General features: G+C 33.2%; 9 protein-coding genes. 1 reads left to right on the top strand and 8 read right to left on the bottom strand.

All coding sequences use genetic code 11. The annotated features are described in order from the left end of the window. Positions 1-334: 334 nt before the first annotated feature. From WBG07_RS06035 to WBG07_RS06000, 8 genes are all read right to left on the bottom strand, one after another. Positions 335-1,243, bottom strand: a complete 909-nt coding sequence (locus tag WBG07_RS06035) for a hypothetical protein (protein ID WP_340199622.1) — start codon at positions 1,241-1,243, stop codon at positions 335-337. A gap of 152 nt (positions 1,244-1,395) precedes the next feature. Next, the gene (locus WBG07_RS06030) at positions 1,396-2,550 is read right to left on the bottom strand and encodes a glycoside hydrolase family 130 protein (RefSeq protein ID WP_340199621.1); all 1,155 of its coding nucleotides are present in this window, start codon (positions 2,548-2,550) and stop codon (positions 1,396-1,398) included. A 217-nt stretch (positions 2,551-2,767) separates the two neighbouring features. Further along, on the bottom strand, positions 2,768-4,084 hold the full coding sequence (locus WBG07_RS06025; RefSeq protein WP_340199620.1) for an eCIS core domain-containing protein: 1,317 nt from the start codon (positions 4,082-4,084) through the stop codon (positions 2,768-2,770). Between the two features lie 158 nt (positions 4,085-4,242). Next, positions 4,243-6,939 (bottom strand): phosphoenolpyruvate carboxylase, encoded by a 2,697-nt coding sequence (locus WBG07_RS06020; RefSeq protein ID WP_340199619.1) that lies wholly within the window; start codon positions 6,937-6,939, stop codon positions 4,243-4,245. Positions 6,940-7,365: 426 nt separating this feature from the next. After that, a complete protein-coding gene (locus tag WBG07_RS06015) occupies positions 7,366-8,508 on the bottom strand; it encodes a sterol desaturase family protein (protein WP_340199618.1) in 1,143 nt (380 codons plus the stop codon). A 254-nt stretch (positions 8,509-8,762) separates the two neighbouring features. Then, the gene (locus WBG07_RS06010; RefSeq protein WP_340199617.1) at positions 8,763-9,431 is read right to left on the bottom strand and encodes an RluA family pseudouridine synthase; all 669 of its coding nucleotides are present in this window, start codon (positions 9,429-9,431) and stop codon (positions 8,763-8,765) included. A gap of 103 nt (positions 9,432-9,534) precedes the next feature. After that, positions 9,535-10,440: a class I SAM-dependent methyltransferase gene (locus WBG07_RS06005; RefSeq protein WP_340199616.1), complete on the bottom strand. Its 906-nt coding sequence runs from the start codon at positions 10,438-10,440 to the stop codon at positions 9,535-9,537. Between the two features lie 218 nt (positions 10,441-10,658). Continuing rightward, on the bottom strand, positions 10,659-11,453 hold the full coding sequence (locus tag WBG07_RS06000; RefSeq protein ID WP_340199615.1) for a cation transporter: 795 nt from the start codon (positions 11,451-11,453) through the stop codon (positions 10,659-10,661). A gap of 363 nt (positions 11,454-11,816) precedes the next feature. Here WBG07_RS06000 and WBG07_RS05995 point away from each other — a divergent pair, with 363 nt between their 5' ends. Then, positions 11,817-12,632 (top strand): DUF1853 family protein, encoded by an 816-nt coding sequence (locus tag WBG07_RS05995; RefSeq protein ID WP_340199614.1) that lies wholly within the window; start codon positions 11,817-11,819, stop codon positions 12,630-12,632. Positions 12,633-12,656: the final 24 nt, after the last annotated feature.

Here is a 12,656-nt window from a genome sequence, read left to right as displayed (position 1 = left end):
AATTTTTTTTACACTATTTTAATTTAATAATCTTATTTTTAGATTATTACGTTCATTTTCTTTGCTTGTCCAAAGAAAATGAACCAAAAGAAAAGACAATTTCGAAATCGATTTTAATTCTTGTTTATGTAGAACTGACGTTCATTAGCAATATTTCCAATGAAATTACAATTCAAACGTTGTTTAAGATTCCTATAGCCAACCAACGTATTGTTATGAATTAAAATAACTGTTTTCTAAGAACTCAATATGCATGTAAACAACACCTTTGTCATTCCTTTTACAGCTTTAAAATTATTATTTATATGATGCAAAAACTATAGTCCAATTTTCTTTAGTCGCAATTAGCTTGGAACAGAGAACTTTTATTTATTTTATATTCTACTGGTTCTTTGGTGAACTCTTTTAAAAGCTTATAAGCATAAATTATAGACATGCTTTCAAAGGAATCATCCGTATTGCTATATTCTTCATCTTCCACATAGTATTCCTTATCAATAAAGGCATTTTTCTGTTCATTGAATATATGGTATTCATGAATATCTTCTTTAAAAGTATTATAAAATGGATTGAGATATATGGTGTTTTTATGAAGCTCTTTATCCATAATATTTTTTATAAATTCAATATCCTCATGATTTTCATCTAAAGGTTTTCGTTGCGCAAACTTATGATCGTTAAAATAAAGTTTATCGTCTTTAAATACAGTAAAAAATGGCTGGGAATCATATCTATCTACTTGAATGAAATTTGCTACAAAATCATTGTAGCCTTCCGGGTTTTTAAATGAAAATATTGGACTAGCCTCTTCTTGATACCTCTTAAATAGTAACGAAATACTATTTGCAATGGTTTTAAACGTATGAACATAAGGAAAAGAAAAGCAATTAGCATCTGTATTAAATACTTGTTGCATAATATATTCATCTTCTTTTGTTGTTCTTAATTGGATAAATGTTTGGTCATCTTCAAAACCGCTAAAAAAGATTTTTGTTTCATTTTTCAAAACTTTATTATGTCGTCCAAATAGTTCAAACCTACTTTCTTTATTATCAGGGGTAAACTTATAGGTATTTTCTTGTGTGATTTTCCACTTCCCAGTTTGTATCCCTCCAAAATATGCAATAGCGTAGTTGTTATTTTCCAGTACTAATAAATGACTTCCTCCTTCTGGAGAGGAGGCTCCCAAACTATACATGCCTATGATATCAGCACTATTTTGAGCGTTGGTCAGATTTATCATGAAAATTATAATAAATATAAATTTATTTTTTATCATTCGTAAATTCAAAATAGTAATAAATTCAGTTTTTCATTCTTTAAAGGTAATTAACGCTTTGTACAAAAGGTATTGACAGTTTTGGTCAATTTACACGTTGAAGTCACCATTTTTAATTATTTATTTTCCCTACTTACCGCAACAGCAATTTTAGAATCGGCAGTCCCATAGTAAAGAAACCAATTGTTCTTAAAATAAACTAATCCTTCTACAAAACAAACTTCATTTACCTCTCCCACTTTTTCATAGTCTTTATCAGGATGTATAAAATAGCTTTTGGTTCTATCAATTAACTTATAGGGTTTGTTTTTATCAAACAAAGCTTGACCCGCAGCATAGGTGAATTTAGATAAATCTGGATCGTTAAAATTAGCAGCATTACTCCCATTGTATATTAACAAAATTCCTTCCTCTTTATATAAGGCATATGGACCTGGCTCCACTAATCTACTGTCAAAATAACCCATTCGCGGATGTAAAACCGAAATCATTTTCTGATTTTCTTCATTTTCACTAACTTTCCAATTAATCAAATCTTCGGAGCTAGCTAAAAATATATCAGTATCCCCAAAATACATCCAGTATTTTCCGTTTATCTTTTTTGCAATATTCTTGCCCCCAATAGATTCAACAACGATGGCACCAGACTTAGACCATTTGTCTTTATATTTCTCATCTTTAAAGACTAATCCATGTTTAGTCCAAGATATTAAATCTGTAGAAGAGGCAATACTTAACCTAGCGGTTTTCCCATCATAGGAGGTATATGTCATTATATATTTATGATCAATAGTTTCTATGATTCTAGGATCTTCTACCCCATCAAAATAACAGTTTGTGCAGTCTGCTAAAAAATTGTCATTCAAGAGTTTCTTATAATTCCACTCGTATGCTTTCATGAAATCGTTATCAGGATAGAAAACAGGTTTTGGAGATTTGTTAAAATGAAGACCGTCTGAACTTGTTGCTAAACCAATTCGGGAAGTCCCATTTAAATCTTGTGCTCTATAAAATAGGTAAATCTTATCTCCTTTTACTACAGCAGACGGATTTAATACATTACGCTCTTCCCAATACATTTGTCTTTTAGATATTGGGCAATCAAATTTCAAATTTGGTGTGGGTTTTAAAATAGGGTTAATACTATCTACCTTTTCAAAACTAGCAAATTCCCATTGTTTAGGTGAAATTGGTAATTGATTATTCTTCAACATTCTTTTCTCACATGCAAAAAATAAAAATAGCACTCCTACAACTAGTATGTTTTTCATTTCATGATTTGTTTAAGATTCATGGTGTTAAATTTTGGGCGTTTTTATCTATTTTATCCAAAAAAAATTAAAGTAAACTGCGAGGGATAAAATCTATATAGGAATCAACACCTATTTTAATGGTGTTTGTCTTGTATATTTTAGCACTGCTTAAATCTATACCAATTATGAATTGTTTGCACATCACTCTGGCTTCAAAAGCTCACTCCTTTTTGCCTCAAAGAATTGTACAACCTTCACTACGATAGCTAGCCTCTATTGCGGCTTTCTTTGTTGGATCTGTAGTATCAATACCAAAAGTAATAGCTTCTTGTTCAAGTTCTGTCCTATCATTAAATGTATTGCTTCCTACGGTTAACGGATATGTAACTTGCCCAAGATCATCTTTAAACAGGGCATCTCTAAGCGCTCTTGCTTTTGCTCCATCACTGCTATTTGCTGAACCACCTCCCCAATGAAGATTGTCCGGTTCATGATAATCATCTAGATATTCTTTCCAAATTGCCTTTTCAACTTCGGCCTGTGTTGATACTCCAAACCCAGCAGCAACAGTAGCTAATTGTTTGTTCGTGTACTTGTATATAATTCTTGCCTGCATTCCCATTGATGGTTCTTCATGACAGCGGTGCATTCCACTACTAGGGGCAGGTCCTAAAGCGCTCAATGTAGACTTCCGAAATTTACTAGGACGTTCATCTAAACTCACTGAAGTAATAGTACCTCCTGAATCTACATCTATATAGGCTGCTAACTGAATTACTCCCTGAGAAAATGTTTTATGTGAAAAATTAGAAGCGGAATGATTATTAGCAACAAGCTGTAATTTAGCCATTTGTTTAACTTGTGGGCTATTATTGGCGATCTCCTTCAGTTTTCTCTGTGCAATAGTTTGAGTTTGGTTCTCTACAAACTGAAAAGCCTTTGTACCCATTAAATCAGCTTCTTTTTCCAACCCTTTATCATCATTCACATTTACATTACCTTTCATCTGTAGTGTTGGTCTTACCCTTCCTTGCTTCTGCTGTACTACATGCCAAGCCTCGTGAGGTAAATGTTTTTCTTGACCCGAAGCTAAATGAATATCGGTTCCTTGTGCATAAGCATGTGCTTGCAATTGGGCTGGTTTATTAGAATTGTAATGCACCTTCACATCATCCATAGCATAGCCGGAAAGATTTTCTATACCAGATTTCAAATTATCTGGAAGCCCCGTTCTATTTTCCTTCGCAGTAGACTCCAGACTTTCCTTTTTCTGAATAGGTTGGTGTTCTTGATTAGACAAATTAGCTACCCTAATCTTCAACTGAGCCAGTTGCTTGGCTTTTGGACTGTTGTTAGCTATTTCTTGAAAGGCTTTTAACTGTAATGTCTTAGGGTTTTTATTTGCTATGACCTCTAGTTTTTTCAATTGCTGGGCAGCAATGCGGTTATCTACAAACTGAAAAGGAAATTCACTCCCACTCTGCAATTGAGAAGGCTCACTAGAAACTAATAGACTCTTGTTTTTTAGCCTTTTACTAGCGGGAGAATTCATATTTTGTTTATTTCAGGTTTTTGATTTTCACCTATAATTTTCCTAGCAATGATAGATATACTTTTTATTTACTTACTAAATCTAAGGTTTTTTTACAGATCAAAAAAGAATTCTAAAAAATATACATGTAATTTTATTCACTTTTTGAAGCGCTATTTTTATCCTGTACTTCCTAATCCTCCAGACAATGAGTTGATAATATGTAATAGTTTTAGCAACATTTTGCCCGTTTCAGGATCGTCTTTTTCTTTTAGTTTTCTCCATTTTTTGATGGAGTCTATCTGTAGTTTGTGCAAAACCTTTAATTCTTTTTCCCTAATATTTAAGGTGTTAAGCTGTCCTGTTCTTCTAACACTTACGCTATCACCCAGCAAATACTCAATATGGCGTTTCCCCTCTTCATAATCAGACAGGATCAGGTTTAAAAATTTGCCTTTCACCTTTTCATCGGTAACCAATTCAGCATACATTTTCATGATTTCAGGATTGGCAATTAACAAATTGGTTTCTGTTTGGATAAGTAAATACTTTAAGAAGGGCCAAGAAGAAATTGATTTTTTTAAATCTTCAAACTTGTTATTATCCTGCTCTTTTAATTCTTTTAAAGCGGCTCCTACTCCATACCATCCAGTAAGTGTGAATCTCGATAGATTCCAGCTAAATACCCAAGGAATGGCTCTTAAATCTTGTAGCGACCTTTTTCCCGTTCTTCTTGCTGGTCGTGAACCAATTTTACTTTGTTCTAGAATATCAATAGGAGTTGCTTCGCTAAAAAATTGCATGAAATCGCTATCTTTAATTAAATCCTTATAATGTTGCATTGATTTAGCAGATAACCATTCTAATGTTTTTATTGGATAGTTATTCTCTTCAGTACGAGCAGCAGGAGGTAAACTATGCAGCGCTACTCCAGAAGCTAACATTTCTAAGTTATAGGTTCCTGTCAAAAGATTTCCAAATTGTTGTGATATGGACTCTCCTTGTATTGTTAACTTTATTTTACCGTTAACCGAACCAAGCGGTTTACTCTCTATAAAGCGATGATACTTACCTCCACCTCTACTAATAGTACCTCCTCTACCATGAAAGAAAAATACTTTAACATTGTGTTTTCTCCCTATTTCTGAAAGCGCTTTTTCGGCGTTGTAGAGATTCCATTTGCTGGCCAGTACTCCACCGTCCTTATTACTATCGCTATAACCCACCATCACCTCTTGAGAGTCTTGTAATAGTCTTTGCCTTTTTCTCGTTATTGGATGATCTAAAAATTTATCTAAAATTTGCGCTCCATTATCTAAATCTTCTATGGTTTCAAATAAGGGCACCACTGGCAAACTAGTCTCTAAAAGCTGGGTCTCTTTCATAAACAGATACACCATAAGCAAATCACTTTGACTTCTTGTCATACTAACAATCAAAGAACCAATTCCCTCAGAACCATAGAGAATGTTATGATCTCTTAAAACTCTAAAATAGTCCAATACATTATCTGCTTCCTCTCCATAAGATATCGTAATATTTGTTAATAGCTCTGGTGATTCTATTGCTTTATTCAAAAACCCCATGCGGGTATCTTCGTCCCAATTTTTAAAATCGGTCTTTTCTAATGTTGATTTTTGCAGAATTTGAGTAATTGCTTTTTCATAATACTCGCTGTTCTGGCGTATATCCAGTTTCGCTAAATGAAATCCAAAACTCTGTACAATTCGTTCTAAAGGAAACAACAAATTTTCGGCAATTTTATCTGCATTAATCTCTATTAAAAGCTCCCTGATTAATTTCAAGTCTTTTTGCAATTCTCTGCTACTTCTATAGAAAAGTTTAGAATCACTATAGGTTCCCGAAATGGTGTTTTCAAGTTTGATGGCTATCAAATTAACAAACTGTCTCCATGGTTCATAAGGATTGCGTTTTATTGCCTTTATCCCTTTATCGCCTAATAATTCCGCATACTTAGTAATAGTGCTAGTTAATATTTCAGGGGTAGGATTGAGTTTGGAAGATAAAGACAGTTCAGCTCCCAATTTTAAAACATGATGATAAATGATGTTTAAAGACGCTTTACGATGAATAAGAAGTGTGTCTTTTGTAATTTGGGGAGTAACAAAAGGATGTCCATCCCTATCTCCTCCCACCCAGCTCCCAAAACTATATTTTGGAAAGTGTTCCACCTGTTTCAATTTATGAGGATCAAAACCCATTTCCAACCAAGCGCATTTTAACTTCAAGTCGCTAGCTTCCAATATCAAAGGAAATATTTTGCTTAAATAATGTACTACATTAGCTCGTTCATCTCTTAAATCTGGTTTCTCCAGATAAATTTCACCCGTTCTCCACCATCGCTCCAATAAACTTATTATTTTATCACGAATCGCTTTTTTTTCTGTTGGTGAATAAGAGGAATTTTCATTTTGCACTAATAATAAATACAATTCTCTATGTATTTCTAAGGTGGTAACTCTCTTTGCTTCTGTAGGGTGTGCTGTAAGCACCGGACAAACCTGAATTGAGGATATCACGCTAATCATTTTATCTTTATCAATACCCTGTTCTTCCCATATTTTAAAAGTTTCTCCCCAAGAACCTCGTATGGCAGATATCCCAGAATTTTTCTCCAACTGTCTATTAAATTGTATCGCGGCATTCTCTTCAATAAGATTCATCAGTTGGAAATAGATCCCAAAGGATTGTATTATTTTTTCATCAGATATTTTACTCCCATCTTCGTTGGTTTCATTCAATGATTCAATGAAATTACTAAGATTGTTTTCGTTAATGTTTACTAACATCTCTTGGAAACAGGAGAGAATATTTTTTTTGTCTTCCAATATTTTATCAAATCCTTTTACGTTCATTTTCGCACTCATATTTTTTATTGATTATAACAGCAAAGACAAAAGTGTCCCCTTGCTCAAAACAGCATATTATTCTTTAGCATCCATAAAAAAGTTAGGACTCAAGTAATGTATAAATAATACCTAAATCTCATATACTTAGTATTTCAAATGCTGTCTTACCAAAGTTATTCATTGGTGGTGATATTCACAAGCAACGTTAAAAGATAGATGGTTCTACAGATTCATTTTTATGGAAATCGCACAAAATGGACGCTACTTTAACGGTAAGATAAGAATACTCAAATGAGAGGTGATAAATTATATTAAAACAAGAATGGAAATTTCTATATTGGAAGATAAATTAATTTTAAAGAACTACATCGGTTCTTTTCATCGTATTTGTTTCTTAGAAGCTTTTAATAATGATACCCGTTTGCTTTTTATTTATCGTTTACTCCTCTCTTCTGGTAAAAGATCATTTTTAAATGGATTTTTAGTAAATGGGAAGATAAGTTGTTTAGCGAATCCTTTTGGGAAAGAAGCATCTACCAATCCAGTTCCTTTGGGCCATTCTTTGCCAGGAAGATAATAGGTGCCAAAAAGCTTATCAATAAAAGGAAACACAACTGCAAAATTATTTCCATAGTGCTCTGGTTCTTCACAATGATGCCAATGATGGTATTGTGGGGTGGTAATAATATACTTTAAGAAACCAAAATTGATGCTTGTATTAGAATGAATCAATACCGCGTGAATTGCAATAAAAACAATATATACGTTGAATGTCAAGGTAGAAAAACCCAATACATAAAGTGGAATATATGATATACTTCGAGTGAAGAATATATCTATAAAATGGGTACGCGAACCTGCAAGCCAATCCATGTTTTCTGTGGAATGGTGTATGGAGTGAAATCTCCATAGGTAATGATGAGAATGAAAAAACCTATGTGCCCAATACTGAAATATATCGGTCACCAGTAAGGCTAAGAACAACTCAACTACAAAAGGCAAACCTGAAACCCATTCATGTACTTGCTCTAAATTCATCCAACCAAAAAATGCCACAGCAGGTTTTTTAGTTAAAATTCCAAACAATTGAATGGCTAAATGACTTATTCCAAAATAAATAAGGTCTGTTCTCCATTCATCGTGAAATTTAGATTGAAATTTGTTTTTTGGAAATGCAAGCTCTATAGGTACAAATAGCAAAGCCATAATTAACAAATCCAAAATAAGCCAATCTAAACCAACACTCCAGTTTACTTTTTCTACTGCCCTTCCTTCTACCGTGAATCCTCCCACGGCAATAGCAAGTACTCCCAAGACAATTCCAATAACCGCGTTATTCCTATTTTTATTCAGTAAAATGCTGATTAACGCAAAAAGAAAGGTGGCGACAATTGCGCCTAGCAGAAGGTTCTCTACCATCGCTGCCGTATACAATTCACGAAATTCTGGGGTAGTTAACTGTTCTGGGAATTTAAAACACAAAATACCCGCTAAAGATAAAGAACCAAGAAATATGGATATGGCTCCACTAATTCTTCCTTCTCCTACTCGCATTCGTTTATTTTGATTTTTCATTTTATTACTTATTAAATAGGATTAGACTTGAGGGATTACGATTTTGTAAATGAAATGTAGCAAAAACTACTTCCTTTTATATGAGTTGAAAGATAATAAAAAAGCATTACTCATTACAGAAGCTATACTTGGTAATTGTATTACAAGTGAAATAGAAGAGAAAATAGTTATAAGAACTTGATTACTGATACCTAACGTAATTGGTAACTTATTCCCTGAGTAGTATTAAACTATTCCCATTTTAACTTCAAAATTTAAATTGATTTGAATTTCCAAAAATCGTTTTTTGGCAAAGCTGCCTCAAAGGTTTTGAATTCTTTAGCGCCAGAGACTTGATAGGTCAATTTCCACGCATGAAGGCAAATAGATAGTGGGAAATATTCGTCATCTGAACCATATTTTTCATCTCCAATAATGGGGAGCTCTATATTTGCTAATTGCGCTCTTATTTGATGGAACCTGCCTGTTTTTGGTTTAATTTCTAAAAGATAACCAAAGTCGTTTTTGTCAATAACTTGATAGGAAAGAACACATTCTAAAGATTTTTTTGATTTTGATTGGACGATCTCTGCTTTTTTTTCCATATTATTTTTTACGAGAAAATTAATTAAGTTTCCTTTGCTCTTTAGTGGCTTCTTTTTGACGATGGCTAAATACGTTTTTTGAACTTTTCGGCTACTAAACAGCTCATTAAATTGCACCAGAATACTTTTTTTCTTAGCAAAAATTAATACACCACTTGTCACCCGATCTAATCTATGGATTACGCCTAAATAAGGCTTTGTTTTATTTTTTAAAAGGTGATTAAGAACTTGATCTTCAACAGTACAATTTTCATAACGGCTTTTTTCACTTATGAGTCCAGCCGTTTTATTTACAACTATATAATCTTTGTTTTCATAAACTATTTCAAGACTTGACATTCACCGTTTTCTTTATTTTAAATATAGGGAAGTTATTCTATTCTGTGTTTAACTAATGCCTTTCTATTTTACGTTTTGCTGTGGTAGTTATTTTTTGTCTTCACTAAACCTTCTCAAAAACCAATCGGTAATGATCCATCACCTCTTTTTCAAAACAAACCTTGTTGGGACTTACTTTAAAAACAGCCACTAGATGTCTAAATTCCCTATCGGTTAAATATCTTGGAATAAGTGAAAGGTATAGCCAATATTTTTTAAGATGAAATTTTCTGAATTTTTTCCGCCATTGGGCGATGGTTTCAATATAATCCAGTCTTCCACTACTTTGTGAAATTAATTTGAACCCGGGTTCTGCGCATTTAATGACCATTTCTGGACCATACGGAAGCCAAGAACCGGGAAACTGTTTTACCATGAGTGCCATTATGTGTGCGGCAGATCCTTTTTCAGCGTTCACATCTAGTTCCTCAAATTCAATCATATTCTTGCTAAAAGTCATCGTCTGCATATAAAACCGCCCGCCAATAGGCAATAAATCATAAAGTGTTTTAAAAAAATCTTGGTATACTTGCTCCTGTTTGCCTGCCTGCCATTCTTCTACAGAACAGAAATGTTCCAATCCTCCAATGCATGTAATAGCATCAAAGGTTCCAAAATCTGCTGGTTTTACATAACGACAATCTTTCACCATCACATTATACCCATTTTTTTTACAGGCATCTGCTTGCCCTTGTGAGAGGGTTAAACCTATACTTTCTGCCTCTCTTTCATGCGTAATATATCGCATAAAGGGCGCCCAGCCACAAGCCATATCAAGCACTTTGCTGCCTTTTTTAATGTAGAGACTATCTGCGATGAATTTGTGTTTTTGTTTTTGAGCTTCTTCTAATGACATCGAAAAATCACCATCATATTTCGCTCCACTGTAATCCCCTGATTCCCCCATACTCAAACGAAATATCTCGTCAATAGTGGTATACGTAAAATCTAAATCTTTCTGTTCTGCCATTTGTATGTTTTCTTATTTTAACTACACTCTTCGTAAGCGATGCATCTTGTATTGGTATAGTTATTATTATAACTGCTACTATTGTTTAGTATAGTAAAGGTAGTGGGTTTTGGATCATTGATTTTTTTAATTCGTCACTAATTTTGTTTCATAACAATCTTTCGTTTAAGCATCTATTCTACTATTTCTTATATACATTGTAGTTAGTACTTTTTCTACTACCTACTTAATTTCAGTATTCTGAATGCTCCTTGAATTACCAAAACAAAAACAATTGTCCCAATAATTAAATCAGGTTTCGCTGAATTTAGCCAATTCACTAATACGCCTGCTGTTATAACTCCTAAATTAATAATTACATCATTTGAAGTGAAAATCATACTTGCTTTCATATGTGCTTCTTCTTTGCTTTTTGACTTTTGCATTAAATACAAACAAATTCCGTTGGCGATTAAAGCAAAAATTGAGACCAATATCATTGTTGTAAAATCTGGAAATTTCTCATTTCCAAAGAATCGTCTTAAAATTTCTACAAACCCAATAATCGCAAGTGTAATTTGAAAATATCCTGCAATTTTTGCAATTCGTTTCTTTTTAATTAAAGTTCCACCAACGGCAAAAAGACTAATTCCATAAACAAAACTGTCAGCCAACATATCCAAACTGTCTGCAACAAGTCCCATTGATTTTGAAATCAAACCTGTTGTCATTTCGATTATGAAAAAGATGAAATTGATTGTAAGAACAGTTCCCAGTAGCTTTTTCTGGTTTATATTTTCCTCAAAATCCATTCTATCGGTTTCTTCAGTTGAGATTATCTTTCCTCCTAAATTCAGTTCAATTATTGACTTTTCAATTTGGTCTATTTCTCCACTGTGAAAAACAGTCAATTTTCGGTTTGGAATATCAAAGTCTAAATTCACAATACTTGAAATCCCATCCAATTTCATTCGGATAAGATTTTCCTCGGAAGGACAGTCCATTTTGATAATTTCAAATATTGTTTTTTCCATCTATCATCTTGGTTTTCAATTTGGTTATGAGATATACGCACACAAAGCTAATGGCATTTATTTCTTTTATAAATCTAAGAGATTTTTATAGACCAAAAAGAGGGTTCCTGTTTTGGTTCCTATTTTCATCTTATATATTGCACCATAGATATGAATCGAACTATAACTTACTTTCAGGTACTTTTTATCGGATACTTCTAAGACATATTCATTTTGAGGCATGATCTTCTTTCATTTTTCACTCATGAATCATATAAATAGTACATTCGTACTTAATATTAATTCTCTCTAATGAATAAAACAAATATCAGATCAAAGTTAGTTTTCATTATTTCTGAAGAAAGCATAAAAAAATAAACGATCTTGTCTCCAACTGAAACATCTCAAATAAACAGGCGATTTGATGGTTTTCGTAATACGCCCTTTCTATGGGAAGAATTACTAGAAGGGTTAAAGATGTATAAGACCGCCAAACCTTCCATAACAGACTACCCTAAGATAGATTCCTCATCTCATATTCGTTTAGGGAAACTGATAGAACAATTTGTTTTGTTTGAATTGGAGCAAGATGAATCTACCCAAATCTTAAAATCAAACATTCAAATTTTTAGTAATCAAATCACTATAGGTGAACTAGATTGTTTAATCAAACATTTAGAGGCACCTATCCACCTAGAAATTGTTTATAAATTCTATCTATATGACCCCTCTAACTCTACTGAGTTGCATAGATGGGTAGGTCCCAATAGAAACGATAGCTTAGTGCTAAAGCTTCACAAATTAAAAGAAAAGCAATTACCACTGCTCTACCATCCAGAGACAGCAAAACTATTAAATAAACTGAATATTAAATTGACTGAATTCAAGCAAAGAGTATTTTTTAAAGCGCAGCTTTTCGTGCCTTTCAATTTTCTGGAGTCATCATTTAAGTTTGTCAATAGAGACTGCATAAACGGTTTTTATATGAAACCTAGTGACCTAAAACTTTTTAAAAATCACACCTACTATATACCCTCTAAATTAGACTGGGTAGTAGCGCCTCACTTAGCGGTTACTTGGATTTCTGCTCAAACTTTTCAGCGTTCCATTTCGGCACTACTCGCCTCCCATAAATCGCCTCTTTGCTGGATGAAATCTCCTGAAGGGAAAATTCAAAAGTTCTTTGTTGTATGGTGGTAATCATACGCATGTTTACTTTTTAAT

It is taken from the genome of Ascidiimonas meishanensis (assembly GCF_037782385.1).
Taxonomy (GTDB): Bacteria; Bacteroidota; Bacteroidia; order Flavobacteriales; family Flavobacteriaceae; genus Ascidiimonas; species Ascidiimonas meishanensis.
The sequence above is the reverse complement of the archived record's forward strand: the minus strand, read 5'-3'. Positions and strand labels throughout refer to the sequence as shown.

What these genes read in the sequence shown, in the direction of transcription:
- WBG07_RS06000 (WP_340199615.1), bottom strand. Translation starts at nt 11,453, where the DNA reads ATGGAAAAAACAATATTTGAAATTATCAAAATGGACTGTCCTTCCGAG.
- WBG07_RS06015 (WP_340199618.1), bottom strand. Translation starts at nt 8,508, where the DNA reads ATGAAAAATCAAAATAAACGAATGCGAGTAGGAGAAGGAAGAATTAGT.
- WBG07_RS06035 (WP_340199622.1), bottom strand. Translation starts at nt 1,243, where the DNA reads ATGATAAATCTGACCAACGCTCAAAATAGTGCTGATATCATAGGCATG.
- WBG07_RS06020 (WP_340199619.1), bottom strand. Translation starts at nt 6,939, where the DNA reads ATGAACGTAAAAGGATTTGATAAAATATTGGAAGACAAAAAAAATATT.
- WBG07_RS06005 (WP_340199616.1), bottom strand. Translation starts at nt 10,440, where the DNA reads ATGGCAGAACAGAAAGATTTAGATTTTACGTATACCACTATTGACGAG.
- WBG07_RS06030 (WP_340199621.1), bottom strand. Translation starts at nt 2,550, where the DNA reads ATGAAAAACATACTAGTTGTAGGAGTGCTATTTTTATTTTTTGCATGT.
- WBG07_RS06025 (WP_340199620.1), bottom strand. Translation starts at nt 4,084, where the DNA reads ATGAATTCTCCCGCTAGTAAAAGGCTAAAAAACAAGAGTCTATTAGTT.
- WBG07_RS06010 (WP_340199617.1), bottom strand. Translation starts at nt 9,431, where the DNA reads ATGTCAAGTCTTGAAATAGTTTATGAAAACAAAGATTATATAGTTGTA.